The following is a 16,333-nucleotide window of genomic DNA, read 5'->3' on the forward strand; positions in this document are numbered from 1 at the left end:
GCCGGGACCCCGGGGCCAGACACATCCGTCCGCCCCCTGGGGCACGGCGGGCCAAGGCACTGCATGCGACCGAAGATCGGGTCGACATCGCCACGATCGCCTTACCCCGCTGCTATCCAGGCAGCACCGGCAGTGCTCAACGCCACTAGCCAGCAAATTAGATGACGGTACGGCACAAGAAGGAGCGTCATCGACCCGGCTCCGCCTTCAGGTGCCCATCAGCCGGTCAGTGCGGGCATCGAGTTCCTCCCTGCGCAGGCGCTCCCTCTCGGTTCGGTCCATGCGGTACTCATGTTCCAATTGCTCGCGGGCACTCGCCTCACGTAGCCGAGCCTCTTCGCGCCGAGCGCCGTTCTGTGCGTCCAACTCCGCGAGCCGTACGGCTAGATCATCGCGGTGCCGGCGCAGATCCGCTTCCTCGCGTTCGCGCAGGAGCCTGTCATAGGTGGAGGGGCCGCTCATCAGCTTGGCAAGGATGGGCATCGCGTCAACGGCGATAAGGATCAGGTGGAGCACGATCACGATGAACAGCGCGAAGCCGCTGTTGCCCGCGACCTTGTGCAGGGCGTCTGCACGCAGCAGCAACCCGTCCTTCTCCTGGTTGCGGGTGAACTCCGCCACCTCAGCCTCGATCGCTTCGTCGCGCAGCTTCCGGTAGTCGGCGGCGGCCGCCTCCTTCCGAGCGGCGAACTTCTCTCCCTTGGCGACGAGGGCCGCGTGCTGCTCGCGGAATGCGTCCAGCCTGCTCGTCGACTTGAAGTCGGAAGTGTCAGCGCGGGCGCGCTTGCAGGTTTCGCTGACGTCCCAAACCCCGCCGAAGTTGATCCACTTGTCGCGGCCGCACTCGCGCCGCTCGGTAGCGAGTTTGGCCTGGAGCTTCTTGTCCTCGCCGTCGATTCGACGGGCGAGGGTGGCGGCCGCGCGTTCGTTTTCGGCGATGTCGTCGGCGAGCGCCGCGGGCGAGCCGGCAAGCACAATCTGGTGGCTGGCACACCCCTCTGCAGGCCTGTCCGAACCATCCGCTGGATTGCACTGTTTCCACAGCCCAGTCTCGGTGGCGATCCGCTCGACGCGGGTAACCGACATCTCTTGCCGAAGCTCACGACCGAAAATGTGGAATAGCAGGGGCTCGGCGATAAACACGCTCAAGATCACTGACAGTGCGAGCCGTGGCAGCAGCCGCAGCACCGCTTCACCGCCCGCGTAACCATGCGAACCGGCGACCATCCAGGAGTCGAGGACGTAGAGGATCCACCCCCACACAACGGCGATAAGTAGCAGAACCGGCCAGGGCGTGGCGGGCAGTACGATGTCCAAGGCGATCATCATCGAGATACCGCCCAGGAAGGCGGTGTTAACGACGATGAGTCCGTAGCGGGCGTAGCGGGCGCGTTCGGCTGGTGCGTAGCGCAACAGCTCCTCGTCGACGCCAATCAGGCGGCGGCTGAACGCGGCCAAGCGGGCGAGCGGTCGCGTGCGGACGATGGCCCGCGCCTCTTCCTCACGGTCAGCGGGCACGCTCTTCCTCCCCCACGTCACCGAGATCGTCGGCGGTCCCATCGCTCGTCCCAGGCCCACTCCCGTCCCCGTCGCCGCGGGTTCCAGTGGACGGCGGTATGGCCTTCCCACGGTGCGCAGGTCCCAGCCGCGCCGACGCGTCCGTTACCGGTGCGACGACGGCGTCCTGAGCGCGGGGCTCCTGGGAGAGCATCGCTTCGGCCGGGATGTACTGGTCGTCGAAATGGCCGCGCGCGATCAGTTCCTTCCGCAGCTCGTGGTCATGCTGCCTCTGCATCGCCCTGGCACGGCGCTCCTCTTCGGCGGTGGCCTTCTCGTCTTCTCGGCGTTCCTTCCTCTCCTGCGCTTCGAGCTCCTTTGTGCCCTGACGCTCTTCGCGCTCAAGTTGTTGCCGGTGACGTGTCGTTTCACGTTCGTCTTCCCGCGTCAGCCGCGCCTCGATCAGGTCTTGCTCGTACTTCCTGTCTTCCACCGCATGCCGACGGTCCCTCCGCAAAGCTGTGTCGGCACGGAGTCGGCCCGCCGCATCATCGCTGCTGATCTCACCGCGCATGCGTGCCATCTGGTCTGCGGCCAGGGGGTCCCCATCGATCGCCCGTGCCTCCGCCATCGCCTGCTCCCGCTGGAAGTGGGCCTGACCGGCCGCCAGCGTCTGCTCGTGCGCCTGGTTCTCCTCGGCCTCCGCGTAGCCGAACCGGCGTTGTTGGGTTCGCGTGAGGTGTTCCTGGCTCTGAGCCTGTCGACGGAGGTTTTCCTCCATCTCCTTCAGTTCCGCCTGCAGTCTGGCGTTGGTGAGCTTGATCTGCCGCAGCTCCTCTGCAGCTTCCATCCTCCGCCTCTCCTCGTCCTGCTGCCGCTGGAGCTTGGCGACGGCCTCCGGAGAGAGCACAGTGGCGGCAACACTGCCGAGGGTCACCCCGTAGAGTCCCGCGTCCTCCATCTCGGTGTACGCCGTGAGACGAGCGGTGAGAGCGTGGGAGAGGTCGTGCGCCTGGGTGAGCCGGTACCTTCCGGAAGTCTCGCTGAGGCGGGGCAGTGCTCGTACCCGCGCGAGAAGCACACCGGGCAGGTCGTTCAGTCCCGCTTGCACAACCGCCACGGGGTCGGTGACGGTGCAGGCAAAAGTGACTTTCAAGGCGAAGGGTTCTGCTTCGGCTGAGGGCACCTCGGTCTCCACAGTGATGGGCACACCTGCGCTGGTGTCGACCACCGTGACGGATGTGGCGTCACACAGCAGCGGGTCGTCGCCACCTCGGCGCCCGGAGTCGGCCACGTAGCTCTCGCCGAGCCGGAAGACAAGGACCTCATGGGCACGGGGTATGGGTATCTCGCCAAGGTCCCGACGGCGGCGCCGGATCAGGCGCCCGGATGCCTGCGTCGGCGGCAGGACCCTCTCCTCGACCAGGGGATAGTTCGTCGTCATGACCTCGGTCCGGTTTGTAGGGCCGTCGTGGCGCTGGGTTCGGTGAGTGGACGGAGCAAATCATCGAGTGGATAGGGGTTCCGGTTAGGGCCGCGCCGACCGTCCACGCGGTACAGGCCCTGGACGAGGTGGGAATGCTCGGCGGCCGGTAGTTCGGCCGCCAGCGCATTGCCCCATTGGCCAAGGACCGTGCTGCTGGCGGCCCCTGCAGCCAATGGGACCGCATGCGCCACGGTGGCGAGTGCCTGCATGGCGCGCCGGCGTACGGGACGGTGGACAAGCAGTTGGGCCCACAGCCGGGCCGCGAGGGGCAGGTGGTCAGGACGCCGAGTGAGGTAGTCGGCGAGGGCCACGTGGTTGTTGACAGGGCTCCGGACAGTGAGGACTGCGAGCGCCGCCTCACGAACACGGTCGAGCGTCGCTGGCGTAACTTGCGTCGCGCGCCGCCGGGTGAACTGGTCGGCCAGGACGTCCAAGACAATGCCCGCCTCCTGGTCCCCGAACGTTAAGGCGCCGAACAGCCTTCCCCATGCATCCGCAGCGGGCTCATCGCCGAGGACCCGGGTGAGCTGCCACAACTGGCGCACCGCAGCCTGGGGGAAGACGACACCGAGTGGGCCGCTGAAAGCACTACGGGCCGCGGCGCGCAGGTCGGGGTGACCACTCTGCGCCCAGGTATTGGCGAGGAGCAGCGCGGCGGCTGCCTGGGTCTCCTCCAGACACATCCACCACAAAGTCCACACCGCAGCGGTCCGACCGGCCTCGCCCGCGGTACCTGAGGCCCAGGCATGCAGGTAACGGTCGACGACTTCGTCAAGGGCGGCGCTGCCGAGTAGGGCAAGGCCGGTGGCCACGGTGGCCAGAGTGGAGTCGTCGGTATCGCGAGCAACCAGCACGGTGAGCCAGTCGTGGACCGCGTCCCAGTACTCGGCGGGCTGGTCGTGCCAGAGCCCGCGCAATACCCAACGTCGCAGCGCCGGGTCGTTGAATACGACGATCTCGCGCTCGCCACCGGCGTACCGTACTCGCTCGACACGAGCCAGCTCGTTCTGCGTCAGCGCCCGGCGCCGGTCCCCTGCGGGCCGGCGGACGGCCGCGAGTGGGGATACGGCGGCGGCATCCTCGTTTTCCGGTGGGGCCTGGGCCGAGCTGTACAGGGGGCCGAGTCGGGATTCCAGCTCCGCCTGGAGCGTCTCGAATTCCCGTCGGCCCACCGCGGTGACGAAGGCGAGAACGGAGACTTCGACAATCTCGTGCAGTCCGCGTTCCCGCTTGAACCAGACTGCAGCCCGGGCTTCGGCCCCGTTGTTCAGTCTGTCGCACTCGGTGTCGATATTGCCGCCCTCAGCGATCCGCCGCGCGCACGCGGCCAGCTCCACGGGGGCGGCGTGCGGGGGCACCAACTTTCGGGCGCGTGCGATGTCTGCGGTCGGCACCTGGGCGGCCCCAAGATGGGCGGCTAGTACCTCACCGGCGGCGGGTGGCCGCCATGCGAACTGCCGCACGGCGCGTTGCTCACCGGGGCGGGGTGGCTGGGTAGTGGTGACGACCATGTGGGCGCCGCAGGCGCGAACGCGGTCGACGAGGGTGCGCCATGCGAAGTCGTCGGCCTCGGTCCCAGCCGGGAGGTCGAGCAGTAGATAGCCAGTGTCTCGCCGATATTCGCGGTCGGCAAGCCGCCTGGGCTGGGTGTCGGGCGAGAGGACTACCAGCCCGCTACGCTCGGCGGTGGAGACGGTCTCGGTCAGCAGCCTGGCTGCAGCCGCGGCCTTGCCGATGCCGTCGGCGCCGCACAAGACGACTACACGATCACGCTGCAAGGCCTGGCAAGCCTCACGATGAAGCGGTCCGGGGACATGGCAGTGAAGCAACCGGTCCAACTCACTCGGCGGCATCCGGCCGGTAGTGCGCAGGGAGTCACCAGAGGCGTTGCGGATGCCGAAATGGGACTGACCGAAGTGCTGGTTCCCGTAGAAGCTGATGTGGACTCGGTCCGCGCCGGCGTCTCCGGACGCCGACGGCTCATGCTGTTCTAAGTTCCCGGAATCCTGAGGCCTCGGATGTTCGGGTCCCTGGCTGGGGTCGCCGTCCGCCGGTTCCGGGTCGGTCGGTGCAGGGGCGGTCACTTAGATATCCCGAACGTCACCGGGCCGTGGAAGACGACACCCCCGTCCATGTTCACCTGCGTGCCGATTCCAGGGCCCGCGGCACGCTCCTCCGGCAGCCGTTCCATCCCCGGCTCTGCATTCCGGGCGACGGTCTGGGGTTCCTCCGGTGCGGGTGGGCCGCTCAGGTCGAGGGAGTGGATGTCCGCAGCCAGCGGGGTGCACAGCCACGCGGGCTCCCGCGTCTCCTTGACGTGAACAACAACCTGGCGGAAATCGTCGGCCGTCCACTGGGTGCAGCCAGAGGACACGATGACATCCCGATAAAGCGGTTCGCTGATGGCCACCGCCAGGGGGCCGGACGTGGCAGCAAGCGCTCGGCGCAGCGGACCGCTGTCCAGCAGCCGTCCGACACGGACCGGTCCGTCCCCGGAGTAGCCATTGGCAGCAACTGTGGCAGGCCCGATGTGCACAGCTGCTCTCATCCTCAGCGCACTCGCCTCATTGCGCTCCCTATTGTGCTCACGCAGGCGCTGCGCGAACGAGCGCAACAGCGGATCGAGGACTTTGTCCTCCGGGACGTCGGGCGGGAGTACGGCCAGTAGTCCGTCACCGGCAGGCTGTATTTCCCAGGATCGGGTGGACAACCCGGCGTCGTCGGCCGCGCCATCCAGGTGGCCGCGGATGGCCTTCTGGATGCTGCGTTGCAGCCAGTCCTCCTTCGAACCATATCCCTGGGCGTCGAGCGCGAGTAGTAGGCGCCTGCGGAAGTTGTTCGTCATCTGTGGATCACCGCTCTTCATCCCCCGGTGGGCAGCGTCACTCCACGCACGGCGCGATAACTGCCGTGCGGGCGCGCCATATTACATCCCGTCACATGCTTTCTGGACGTCCGCTCCCCTCGCAGCGGACGTCCGCACGACCAGTTCTACCGGCGGGGAGCCGGGCACATCCCGTACATCGACGGGGTGCGCGCTGCCATCGTGGTGTTCCCTGCACCTCACCGGCAGGACTCACCGCCGGAGAGTGGATCAGAGGGAGGAGGACATCATGGGAAACCCTGGAACGCCCGCTCGGCTGGGCGTGCTGCAGGCCGCTCACCAGCACGCCGACACCAAGGCGGGCGTCCTCGCAGCCGCCCAGGCCGCGCTGATCGGCACGTCCGGCAGCTGGGCAGCGGACATGGCGGCGACCTGGCGACAGGGCGGTTTTGCGGGTTGGGCCGGCGGCGGGCTGCTGGCCGGGTTCGTGGTAGCTCTGGTGGGCGGCGCGCTCTGCGTGGCCCTGGCCCTGCTGCCGAGGCTGTGGCGTACCGACACGCCATCGCCGCACAGCTTCACACGCCCTGGCCCCCTGACGCCGGACGCCGGAGGTGAGGACAGTGACGAAGAGGTTGTCGACTTCCTGTCCCGCCTGGCTGTGATGAAGTTCCGGCTGGTCGCGGGCGCGGTGCTGGGCACCGTCGCGATGGGGGTCTGCGCGGGCCTCGCGGTCGTGCTAGGGCCACTGCTGGCTGGGTGAGGTAGGGCCTTGGTGAGGCACATGGGAGCCGACCTGATCACCGCGAGCGGGTTCCGCGCTGGGCCACTCGCGCACCCTGACGGTCAGGCCTCTTCCGCCAAGGCGCTCAGCCGCCCGGGGTCGCACAGGACGGTGGTGCCGTATCCCGTCTCCACCAGCCCCTCCAAACGTAGTTCACGCAGCGCCTTGTGCACGGTGGTCTCAGCCGCTCCAGTCAGTGCGGCAAGTTCAGGCTGGGTGAGCCGGAAGGGCAGGCGGATACCACCCGGGCCGCAGTGTCCATGCTCCAGTCCCAGCTCGGTGAGCAGCCGGGCTAGGCGCACCTTCACGGGGTAACCGCCGAATTCGAGCCGCCGTCTGTTGGCCCAGCGCAACCGGTCCGCGATGGTCCGGCCGAACTCCAGCGAGAGTCGGGGGTGCCGATCCATCTGGGTACTGAGCGTGGCCTGCGTGAGCACCACCAGTTCTACCGGCCCGCAGGCCGTGACGGTGGCGCTGCGCGGCGCACCGTCCAGCGCGCCCATCTCGCCCACACAGTCCCCCCCGACCCTGACCGCGAGCAGTGCCTGGTGGCCGCTGTCCGTCGTGGCGAGCACCTTCGCCGCCCCGCTCAGCAGCAGGAGCAGTGTGCGCTCCTGCCCGCCCTGCCTCACCAGCACCTCACCGGCTAGCACCGTGCGCCGCCGCCCGGCGGCAACCAGCTCGGCGACGATCCTCCCGTCGAGCCTCCCTAGTAACGTTGAGGCGGGCCACGGACCTTGGGCAACGGGGACGTTGGACGGCTCCATGACCGATTTCTACGGCACGGGGCCGCCGACGGGAAGGTCTACCGCGATCTCGGCGATCGTTCACGACTGCGATACGGGGCCCACCAACTACCACCCCGCGCCTTGTTCGACTCCGGGGCAACGAACGGCGATACCATGGACCGGCTCGACAAGGCTGACGGCAGCCAGAAGAACCGGCCGTGCCTTAACCTCGGGCCACGTATGGCGTACGGTGCAGCACAACGCAAAACACCGAGGGCACGCGCCTCGCCAGCACCCCACTGGAAGCCACAAGAGTGTCCGAGGGGGGACTTGAACCCCCACGCCCGATAAAGGGCACTAGCACCTCAAGCTAGCGCGTCTGCCATTCCGCCACCCGGACAGGTGATCCGCAGGGCTGGCCCCGCGGCGACAGGCACAACGATACCAAGGATTCGGGGTGGGTTTCACCTGCGTATCCGCTGGGTGCACGGGGTGCCGGGGCCGCACGCGGCCCCGGCACCGGCGGGGTCAGGCCGCCTCGGGCGGCATGAGGTGGTAGCCGGGGAAGTTCCCCGGCGGGCGCTCGTCCGCGGGGCCCTGGGTGACGGCGCGGACCAGCAGGTCGCCGCCGACGAAGGCGCCGCGCCAGGAGGCCCCGAGGCCGCCGAAGTACTCGGCGCGGTCGCCGCGGGACCGGGGCCGGTTGTGGCCGACCTTGAAGGCGCGGATCTCCGGGGCCAGGCGGGCGTAGGTGTCCTCGTCGTCGGTGGAGAGGGTGGCGACGAGGGCGCCGTTGCCGGTGTTCATGGCGGCCAGCAGTTCCGCCTCCGTGTCGGCCAGGACGATCGTGTCGACCGGGCCGAAGGGCTCCGCCTGGTGCAGCGGGGAGGTGGGGGGCGGATTCAGGAGGGCGACCGGCGCCAGGTAGGCGGAGGTGTCCTGGCCGGGCAGGAGGCGGGCGTCGGCCAGGTTGCCGCGGTGCACGGGTATCGCGCCGCGGTCGACGGCCTCGGAGACGAGGTCACCGAGTTCCTTGGCCTTGGCCGCGTTGATCAGCGGCCCGAAGTCGAGCTCGGGGAGGTCGTCCCCGGGGTCGTCCACGGCGAGCGGGTGGCCGAGCCGTACGGACCGCACGGCGGGCAGGTAGGCGGACAGGAAGTCGGCGAAGAGTTCGCGCCGCACGACGAAGCGCGGGTAGGCGGTGCAGCGCTGCTTGGCGTACTCGAAGGTCCGGCGGATGTGGCCGCCGAGGGATTCCCAGTCGCTGTAGTCCCACACGCCCCAGGCGTTCAGGCCTTCCTGCCCCATGACATGGCGTCTGCCCGGGTCGGCCCCGGCTGTGGCGGCCCGGACGCCCGTGTCCCGGCCGCCGAGGGAGGAGACGCAGCCCAGCTCGGGGGCACGCACCAGCTCCGCGGAGAACTCGTCGCCGCCGCTGACCAGGGTCACCGGTACGTCCTCGCGGGCGATGAGCGCGCAGGCGAGGGTGAGGCAGGCCAGGCCCCCGTCGGCGGGGGTCCTGGCGACGACGGCGTTGCCGGCCAGTGCCTGTACGAGCATGGCGTGGACCAGGACGCTCATCGGGTAGTTCCAGCCGGCGACGTTGCCGACCGGGCCGGGCAGCGGCCGGCGCCACTCGACCATGTCGTCGATCTCGCCGACGTACCAGCGGACGCCGTCGATGGCCCGGTCGACGTCGGCCTGGGCGAGCCGCCAGGGCTTGCCGATCTCCCAGACCAGCAGGAGGGCGAGCAGCGTGCGGTGCTCGCTGAGGGCGTCCAGGGCGGCCGAGACCCGCGCCCTGCGCTCGGGGACGGGGATGACCCGCCAGGCGCGGTGCTGGTCCAGGGCGGCGCGGGCGGCCCGCCGGGCGGTGTCCGCGTCGAGCCGGGGCGCCCCGGCGACGGGGGTGCCGTCGACGGGGCTGGTGCCCGGCAGGATCCGGCCGTCGGGCCGCCACGCCCCGGCCCACAGGTTGAGGACGCGGTCGTCGTGGAACGCCTCCGGGGCGGCCCGAAGACACCGCTGCCAGGCGTCGGTCCAGGCCGTCCCGGGTTTGAGGGCGAGGGTCACGGGTTCTCCGCTCGCTCGGGGCGGATCTCTCGCAGCGCACCGCCGCGGGTGTAGAGGAATCCCCGTACCAGCTCGGTGCGGGGCAGTTCCGTGGTGTCGTGGAGGCGTTCGATGCACGCGCGCAGGTCCTCGGCGGGGTCGCCGAGTGCCGCGCAGTCCTCGTGGTGCACCAGCACGATCCGGCGGGTGCCGCCTCGGAGCTGGCTCAGTCGCAGCGAGCGGATGGTGTCGGGGGTGACGCAGCCGCCCGCGTTGCGGATGACGTCCGCGTCGCCCGCCCGCAGCCCGAACATGGCCTCGACGCCGAGCCGGGAGTCCATGCACGCGACGATGGCGACTCCGGTGCGGGCCTCCTTGCGCTCCAGGTCGAGGGGTGTGAGTGCCGCGCCCACGTCGTATCTGCGGATGAGCAGCTGCTCGACGGCCGCGGCCCCTGCGGGGGTCACCGCAGCAGTCCGCGGACGAGACGTGCGGTCTCCGACGGGGTGCTGCCGACCTTGACGCCGGCGGCCTCCAAGGCCTCCTTCTTGGCCCGGGCGGTGCCGGAGGAGCCGGAGACGATGGCTCCGGCGTGGCCCATGGTCTTGCCCTCGGGCGCGGTGAAGCCGGCGACGTAGCCGACGACCGGCTTGGTGACCAGGCGGGAGATGTAGGAGGCGGCGCGCTCCTCCGCGTCGCCGCCGATCTCGCCGATCATGACGATGAGGTCGGTCTCCGGGTCGTCCTGGAAGGCGCGCAGGCAGTCGATGTGGGTGGTGCCGATGACGGGGTCGCCGCCGATCCCGACCGCGGTGGAGAAGCCGAGGTCGCGCAGCTCGTACATCAACTGGTAGGTCAGCGTGCCGGACTTGGACACCAGGCCGATCCGGCCGGAGGTCGTGATGTCGGCGGGGATGATGCCCGCGTTGGACTGTCCGGGGCTGATGAGGCCGGGGCAGTTGGGCCCGATGACGCGGGTGCCGGAGGCGACCGCGCGGGCCCGGAAGGCGACCGTGTCGTGGACGGGGACGCCCTCGGTGATGACGACGACGAGCCCGAGCCCGCCGTCGACGGCCTCGTCGACGGCGGCGCGCACGAAGGGCGGCGGCACGAAGACGACGCCGGCGTCGGCGCCGGTCATGCCGACGGCCTCCTTGACCGAGCCGAAGACCGGGACGGTGCGCCCGTCGAACTCGACCCTCGTGCCGGCCTTGCGCGGGTTGACGCCGCCGACGACGTCCGTCCCCGAGGCGAGCATGCGGCGGGTGTGCTTCATGCCCTCCGAGCCGGTCATGCCCTGGACGATCACCTTGCTGTTGCGGTCGAGGAAGATGGCCATCGCGATCAGCTCCTTGCGGGCTCGGCGGCCCGCGCGGCCGCGCCGTCCATGGTGTCCAGCCGCTGTACGAGGGGGCCCAGCGACGCCGCGGCCTCGTCGAGCACGGCCCGGCCGCGCTCGGCGTTGTTGCCGTCGAGGCGGACGACGAGGGGCTTGGTGAGCTCGACCAGGCCGAGTGCCTGGACGATGCCGTCGGCGACCGCGTCGCATGCGGTGATGCCGCCGAAGACGTTGACGAGGACGGAGGTGACGTCGGGGTCGGAGAGGATGACACCGAGCCCGTCGGCCATGACCTGGGCGGAGGCGCCGCCGCCGATGTCGAGGAAGTTGGCGGGGGCCCCGCCGTGGTGGGCGACCACGTCGAGGGTGCTCATGACCAGTCCCGCGCCGTTGCCGATGACGCCGACGGTGCCGTCGAGCTTGACGTAGTTGAGGCCCTTGGCGCGGGCGGCGGCCTCCAGCGGGTCGCCCTCGCCTGGGGTCTCGTACGCCTCGTGGGCGGGGTGCCGGAAGCGGGCGTTGGCGTCGAGGGACACCTTGCCGTCCAGGGCGAGGACGCGGCCGTCCGTGGTGCGGATCAGCGGGTTGACCTCGACGAGGAGGGCGTCCTCGGCGGTGAAGACCTCCCACAGCGCGGTCAGTACGGGCACGGTCTCCTCGGGGAGCCCGGCGGCTTCGGCGATCTGCCGGGCCTTCTGCTCGGTCACGCCCTCGGTGGCGTCGACGGGGACGCGGGCCAGGGCCTCCGGCCGGGTGGCGGCGACCTCCTCGATGTCCATGCCGCCCTGGGCGGACGCCATGGCGAGGAAGGTGCGCTCGGCACGGTCGAGGAGGAAGGAGACGTAGTACTCGTCCTGGATGTCGGCGGTCGGCGTCAGCATGACCTTGCCGACCGTGTGGCCCTTGATGTCCATGCCGAGGATGGCGCGGGCCTTGTCCTCCGCGTCCGCAGGGTCGGAGGCGAGCTTCACACCGCCGGCCTTGCCACGGCCGCCGGTCTTCACCTGGGCCTTCACCACGACCTGCCCGCCGAGGCGTTCGGCCGCGGCCCGGACCTCGGCGGGGTCGTCCACCACATGGGCGTCGAGCACGGGGACTCCGTGCCGCGCGAAGAGCTCCCGTGCTTGGTACTCGAACAGATCCATCGTCAAACGCACCTGCCCTGACTCGGGGTCGAACGATAATCCGGTGCAGACCTCTGGACACCGGGTCGTCGATGCGGGATAAACGTCTGCATACAGTATTCGTCGGCTGTATGCAATGTACAGACTGCAGAACGGAATCTTGCGATCTGCCTGCTCACGGGCCCCCGACCGGAAGGAACCCTGGTTGTGACGAAGGCTTTGGAGGGTGTTCGTGTTCTGGACATGACGCATGTCCAGTCGGGTCCGTCGGCGACGCAGCTGCTGGCGTGGCTGGGGGCGGACGTGGTGAAGCTGGAGGCGCCCGGCGGTGACATCACCCGCCGTCAACTACGGGACGTGCCCGGTGCGGACAGCCTGTACTTCACAATGCTCAACGCGAACAAGCGCAGCATCACGCTCAACACCAAGACCCCGCGCGGACGGGAGATCCTGACCGACCTGATCGCCCGCAGCGACGTGATGGTCGAGAACTTCGGGCCCGGCGCGATCGACCGCATGGGCTTCACCTGGGAGCGGATCCAGGAGATCAACCCCCGCATCGTCTACGCCTCCATCAAGGGCTTCGGCGACGGCCCCTACACCGCGTTCAAGGCCTACGAGGTCGTCGCCCAGGCCATGGGCGGCTCCATGGCCACCACCGGCTTCGAAGGCGGCCCGCCACTGGCCACCGGCGCACAGATCGGCGATTCGGGCACCGGCGTCCACGCCGTGGCCGGGATCCTGGCCGCCCTCTACCAGCGCACCCACACCGGACGCGGCCAACGCGTCCAGGTCGCCATGCAGCACGCCGTCCTCAACCTGTGCCGCGTCAAACTCCGCGACCAGCAACGCCTGACCCACGGACCGCTCGCCGAATACCCCAACGAGGACTTCACCGACGAAGTCCCCCGCTCCGGCAACGCCTCCGGCGGCGGCCAACCCGGCTGGGCGGTCAAATGCGCCCCCGGCGGCCCCAACGACTACGTCTATGTCATCGTGCAACCCGTCGGCTGGCAACCCCTGGCCCAACTCATCGGCCACCCCGAACTCGCCGACGACCCCGAATGGGCCACCCCCGAAGCCAGGCTGCCCAAACTCGCCAAAATGTTCCAGCTCATCGAGGAATGGACCACCACCCTGCCCAAATGGCAGGTCCTCGAAGAACTCAACCGCCACAACATCCCATGCGGACCCATCCTGTCCACCAAAGAGATCATCAACGACGAAAGCCTCAAGGCCAACGAGATCGTCGTCGAGGTCGACCACCCCGAACGCGGCACCTACACCACCGTCGGAAACCCCCTCAAACTCTCCGACTCACCCACCACCATCCACCGCTCACCCCTCCTCGGCGAACACAACCACGACATCTACACCACCGAACTGGGTCTCTCCGCCGAGGAGCTGACCGGGTTGCGGACCGACGGGGTGATCTGAGCGATGGCGGACACCATGCGGCGCGAGAACGTGCGGTCGCACACCACAGAGCAACCGGTGGCGGTGCCAGGCACCGTCCACCGGTGGGCCGGGGCAGCGGGGCTGCCCTGACCGAGGCACCAACCGTGACGGGACCGGGCCGCGTGAAGCACGCGAACCGGACCCGCCGCGGAGCACGAAAAGAGCACGGGGGCCGGCACGGGTCGGTCTCCACGGAGACCGACCCGTGCCGGGCCCAGCCAGGGGGCGCTGGCCAGACTCTTTCGAGGCAGGGGAATCATGACAATGGCGTCAACGACATCGACGTCCCAACGACCCGTCACCTATCGAGAGGTGACCGACCACAACGGCCGGGTGTTCCGCGTCGGCGAGACCGACCTGGACATCATGGGCCGGAAGCGCAAGTGGATGGTCATCCTGCCGTGGGTAGGCATGATGGGCATCAGCTCGGCGGAGTACGCGTTCGCGTCCGCCGAGGACACGCTCCACACCGCGCATTCGTGGAGCAGCCTGCACATCTTCTGGATGCTCGGGGTCTGGGTGTTCTTCCAGGCCGCGGTGGCCTTCCCGGCGGGCAAGCTCCGTGAGTCCGGGAAGCTGCCGGCGCGCTACGCAATGATGTGCGGCGCCCTGGGCACCTTCCTGGGCTATCTGTCGCTGGCGTACGCACCGCACGTGATCGTCGCGTACATCGGCTTCGGCATGTTCAGCGGCATGGGCGCCGGCATGGTGTACGCGACCTGCGTGAACATGGTCGGCAAGTGGTACCCGGAGCGGAAGGGGGGCAAGACCGGCTTCGTCAACGGCGGTTTCGCCTACGGCTCGGTGCCGTTCGTCTTCCTCTTCACCGGCTACATGGACCTGACCAACTTCCGCTGGGTGCTGGTCTCGGTCGGTGTCTTCCTCGCGGCGACCGTCGCGGTGGCCGGCTACTTCTTCAAGGACCCGCCGAAGAACTGGTGGCCCGCCGACGTCGACCCGCTGAAGGTGCCGGACGACCCGCGGGCCCGGCGTGCCATGGAGAAGAACCCGCCGGCTGTACGGCAGTACACCCCCGCCGAGGCATGGCGGACCGGCCGGGTCGCGCTGATGTGGTTCTGCCTGCTGTGCACCTCGGGCGTGAACATCTTCGGCATCGCCTTCCAGGTCGACATCGGTGAGGAGGCGGGCTTCGCCGGCGGGATCGTGGCCACGGCCATGTCCCTGAAGGCGATCGTCAACGGCACGGGCCGCGGGGTCATCGGCTGGCTGTCCGACCGGTACGGGCGCAAGCAGTGCCTGATCTTCGTCTGCCTCGTCCTCGGTCTCGCGCAGTACGGCATCCTGTGGTCGGCGGACATCAAGAACCTTCCGCTGTTCCTGATCTTCTCGTCCATCTCCGGCTTCGGCGGCGGCGCGATCTTCCCGATGTTCGCGGCGATGACGGCCGACTACTTCGGTGAGAACAACAACGCGTCCAACTACGGCCTGGTCTACAGCTCCAAGCTGGTCTCGGGTCTGCTCGGCTCCGGCATGGGTGCCTTCGTCGTCAGCCACTGGGGCCACAGCGGGGCGTTCACCCTCGCGGGTTCGATCTCGTTGTTCGCCGGCTTCGTCGCCCTCTTCCTCACCCCGCCGGGACGGCCGAGGAAGAAGGACATCACGCCCAACCCCCAGCCCACCAGCAGGGAGGCGATCTGAGGTGACCACCGGAGAGCACCCGGGGCTCCGGTACGGCACCTCGTGCCCGACGACCGGGTGTTCCTCCCGTCCGCCGCGGCGTCCCGGGACCACCCCCGTGTCGCAGGCCCTGCCGTCGAAGTGACTCCCACCGCCCGAAGGGCGAGCCCCGCGGTGTCTGGTGCGCATCGCAAGGCGGAGAGTCGTCCTCGTAGTGCGCTACTCGGACGGTTCGACAACGCAGCGTGGGGGCACCTCCCAGCGGAGCTGGGGGAGTGCCGTGCCAGGCGCCGCGGGGCGGGAGGGACTTCGACGACAGGGCCACGGGAGACGGTGCCGGTGTGACGTGGGCCCCGGCCGTGGAACTCCACGGCAGGGGCCCACGCGGCGCTCAGCCCGAGCGGTCGGCGGCGATCGCCTTGTGGTGCCGGATGACCTCTTCGACGATGAACTTCAGGAACTTCTCCGCGAAGGCCGGGTCGAGGTGCGCCTCCTCGGCCATCCGCCGCAGCCGCTCGATCTGCTCCGCCTCGCGCCCCGGATCGGCGGGCGGCATGTTGTGCGCCGCCTTCAGCTCGCCCACCTGCTGGGTGGCCTTGAAGCGCTCCGCGAGGAGGTGCACCAGGGCCGCGTCCAGGTTGTCGATGCTGCCGCGCAGGTGGCGCAGCCGCTTCAGGGCGGCCGTGTCGTCCGCGTGTCCGTCGTCCATCCGACCAGCCTAACCAGCGGGACACCGATCAGTCGGTACGTCCCGTCGCGGCGACGGTCACACCGAGGCCGATCATCGCGAGGCCGCCCGCGCCGCCGACCAGCGAGAGGCGACGGGGGGAACGGGCGAACCACGAACGGGCCGCGGCCGCGGCGAGGCCCATGGCGCTGTCCGAGACGAGGGCGATCGCGTTGAAGACCAGGCCGAGCAGCAGCATCTGCAGGGTGACGTGACCGGCCGCGCGGTCGACGAACTGCGGCAGCACCGCCGCGTAGAAGACCATCGTCTTGGGGTTCGAGACCCCGACCGTGAAGCCCTCGCCGAGCGTGCGCAGCGCGCCGCGCGCGGCCCCCGCGTCCCCCGACGCCATGGCGAGGTCCCCGCGGTGCCGCAGCGCCTTGACGCCGAGGTACACCAGGTAGGCCGCACCGGCCAGTTTGAGGGCGGCGAACAGCAGCGCCGAGCGCTCCACGACCGGGCCGACGCCGAGGGCGACCGCGACCACCAGGACGTACGAGCCGAGCGTGTTGCCGGCGACGGAGGTCAGCGCGACGCGGCGCCCGTGGGCGAGCGCGCGGCCGATGACGAAGAGGACACTGGGGCCGGGGATCACCACGAGCACCAGCGATACCAGGGCGAATGCCACGAGCCGGTCGAAGGACACCATGCCTGGAGGCTAATCGGGTATAACTTCCCG

The 16,333-nt window shown here is 69.5% G+C and carries 14 protein-coding genes and 1 tRNA gene; 3 read left to right on the forward strand and 12 right to left on the reverse strand.

Annotated elements, in window-relative coordinates; translation table 11 throughout:
* Window positions 1-207 precede the first annotated feature (207 nt).
* From PV342_RS22780 to PV342_RS22795, 4 genes are read right to left on the reverse strand one after another with little or no spacing between them, the layout of a single operon-like run.
* Window positions 208-1,518, reverse strand: a complete 1,311-nt coding sequence (locus tag PV342_RS22780) for a DUF4407 domain-containing protein (protein ID WP_500318549.1) — start codon at window positions 1,516-1,518, stop codon at window positions 208-210.
* Window positions 1,508-2,941 carry a hypothetical protein gene (locus PV342_RS22785; RefSeq protein ID WP_500318550.1) on the reverse strand — a complete coding sequence of 478 codons (1,434 nt, stop codon included), beginning with the start codon at window positions 2,939-2,941 and terminating at the stop codon, window positions 1,508-1,510. Before PV342_RS22785 ends, PV342_RS22780 begins: the two co-directional genes overlap by 11 nt.
* Window positions 2,938-5,067 (reverse strand): ATP-binding protein, encoded by a 2,130-nt coding sequence (locus tag PV342_RS22790; protein WP_500318551.1) that lies wholly within the window; start codon window positions 5,065-5,067, stop codon window positions 2,938-2,940. Before PV342_RS22790 ends, PV342_RS22785 begins: the two co-directional genes overlap by 4 nt.
* Window positions 5,064-5,828 carry a nucleotidyl cyclase domain-containing protein gene (locus tag PV342_RS22795; RefSeq protein ID WP_396349206.1) on the reverse strand — a complete coding sequence of 255 codons (765 nt, stop codon included), beginning with the start codon at window positions 5,826-5,828 and terminating at the stop codon, window positions 5,064-5,066. Before PV342_RS22795 ends, PV342_RS22790 begins: the two co-directional genes overlap by 4 nt.
* A gap of 268 nt (window positions 5,829-6,096) precedes the next feature.
* Here PV342_RS22795 and PV342_RS22800 point away from each other — a divergent pair, with 268 nt between their 5' ends.
* The gene (locus PV342_RS22800; protein ID WP_396349205.1) at window positions 6,097-6,567 is read left to right on the forward strand and encodes a Pycsar system effector family protein; all 471 of its coding nucleotides are present in this window, start codon (window positions 6,097-6,099) and stop codon (window positions 6,565-6,567) included.
* A gap of 83 nt (window positions 6,568-6,650) precedes the next feature.
* Here the strand turns inward: PV342_RS22800 and PV342_RS22805 are convergent, their stop codons facing one another.
* From PV342_RS22805 to sucC, 6 genes are all read right to left on the reverse strand, one after another.
* Window positions 6,651-7,355: a Crp/Fnr family transcriptional regulator gene (locus PV342_RS22805; protein ID WP_500318552.1), complete on the reverse strand. Its 705-nt coding sequence runs from the start codon at window positions 7,353-7,355 to the stop codon at window positions 6,651-6,653.
* A 276-nt stretch (window positions 7,356-7,631) separates the two neighbouring features.
* Window positions 7,632-7,716, reverse strand: a tRNA-Leu gene (locus tag PV342_RS22810).
* Window positions 7,717-7,844: 128 nt separating this feature from the next.
* Entirely contained in the window at window positions 7,845-9,389 is a 1,545-nt protein-coding gene (locus PV342_RS22815) for an aldehyde dehydrogenase family protein (RefSeq protein WP_500318553.1), read from the reverse strand.
* The gene (locus PV342_RS22820) at window positions 9,386-9,835 is read right to left on the reverse strand and encodes a carbonic anhydrase (RefSeq protein ID WP_500318554.1); all 450 of its coding nucleotides are present in this window, start codon (window positions 9,833-9,835) and stop codon (window positions 9,386-9,388) included. Before PV342_RS22820 ends, PV342_RS22815 begins: the two co-directional genes overlap by 4 nt.
* Complete coding sequence (sucD, locus tag PV342_RS22825) at window positions 9,832-10,707, reverse strand: succinate--CoA ligase subunit alpha (RefSeq protein ID WP_500318555.1); 876 nt, start codon at window positions 10,705-10,707, stop codon at window positions 9,832-9,834. The genes PV342_RS22820 and sucD overlap by 4 nt, the downstream gene beginning before the upstream one ends.
* A gap of 5 nt (window positions 10,708-10,712) precedes the next feature.
* Window positions 10,713-11,852: an ADP-forming succinate--CoA ligase subunit beta gene (gene sucC / locus PV342_RS22830; protein ID WP_500318556.1), complete on the reverse strand. Its 1,140-nt coding sequence runs from the start codon at window positions 11,850-11,852 to the stop codon at window positions 10,713-10,715.
* A gap of 186 nt (window positions 11,853-12,038) precedes the next feature.
* Here sucC and frc point away from each other — a divergent pair, with 186 nt between their 5' ends.
* Together frc and PV342_RS22840 are read left to right on the forward strand one after the other, a co-directional pair.
* Window positions 12,039-13,268, forward strand: coding sequence for a formyl-CoA transferase (gene frc / locus PV342_RS22835; protein WP_391575646.1), 1,230 nt, complete (start codon window positions 12,039-12,041; stop codon window positions 13,266-13,268).
* A gap of 285 nt (window positions 13,269-13,553) precedes the next feature.
* Entirely contained in the window at window positions 13,554-14,948 is a 1,395-nt protein-coding gene (locus PV342_RS22840; protein WP_392618739.1) for an OFA family MFS transporter, read from the forward strand.
* 370 nt (window positions 14,949-15,318) lie between these two features.
* Here the strand turns inward: PV342_RS22840 and PV342_RS22845 are convergent, their stop codons facing one another.
* Together PV342_RS22845 and PV342_RS22850 are read right to left on the reverse strand one after the other, a co-directional pair.
* The gene (locus PV342_RS22845; protein WP_018562943.1) at window positions 15,319-15,636 is read right to left on the reverse strand and encodes a chorismate mutase; all 318 of its coding nucleotides are present in this window, start codon (window positions 15,634-15,636) and stop codon (window positions 15,319-15,321) included.
* 28 nt (window positions 15,637-15,664) lie between these two features.
* Window positions 15,665-16,303 (reverse strand): LysE family translocator, encoded by a 639-nt coding sequence (locus tag PV342_RS22850; RefSeq protein WP_386986191.1) that lies wholly within the window; start codon window positions 16,301-16,303, stop codon window positions 15,665-15,667.
* Window positions 16,304-16,333: the final 30 nt, after the last annotated feature.

The organism is Streptomyces sp. PA03-3a (genome assembly GCF_033792735.1).
GTDB lineage: Bacteria > Actinomycetota > Actinomycetes > Streptomycetales > Streptomycetaceae > Actinacidiphila.

Coding starts and splice junctions, on each gene's coding strand:
- PV342_RS22785 (WP_500318550.1), bottom strand. CDS start 2,941: ATGACGACGAACTATCCCCTGGTCGAGGAGAGGGTCCTGCCGCCGACG.
- PV342_RS22795 (WP_396349206.1), bottom strand. CDS start 5,828: ATGACGAACAACTTCCGCAGGCGCCTACTACTCGCGCTCGACGCCCAG.
- PV342_RS22800 (WP_396349205.1), top strand. CDS start 6,097: ATGGGAAACCCTGGAACGCCCGCTCGGCTGGGCGTGCTGCAGGCCGCT.
- PV342_RS22805 (WP_500318552.1), bottom strand. CDS start 7,355: ATGGAGCCGTCCAACGTCCCCGTTGCCCAAGGTCCGTGGCCCGCCTCA.
- sucD (WP_500318555.1), bottom strand. CDS start 10,707: ATGGCCATCTTCCTCGACCGCAACAGCAAGGTGATCGTCCAGGGCATG.
- sucC (WP_500318556.1), bottom strand. CDS start 11,852: ATGGATCTGTTCGAGTACCAAGCACGGGAGCTCTTCGCGCGGCACGGA.
- PV342_RS22840 (WP_392618739.1), top strand. CDS start 13,554: ATGGCGTCAACGACATCGACGTCCCAACGACCCGTCACCTATCGAGAG.
- PV342_RS22845 (WP_018562943.1), bottom strand. CDS start 15,636: ATGGACGACGGACACGCGGACGACACGGCCGCCCTGAAGCGGCTGCGC.
- PV342_RS22850 (WP_386986191.1), bottom strand. CDS start 16,303: ATGGTGTCCTTCGACCGGCTCGTGGCATTCGCCCTGGTATCGCTGGTG.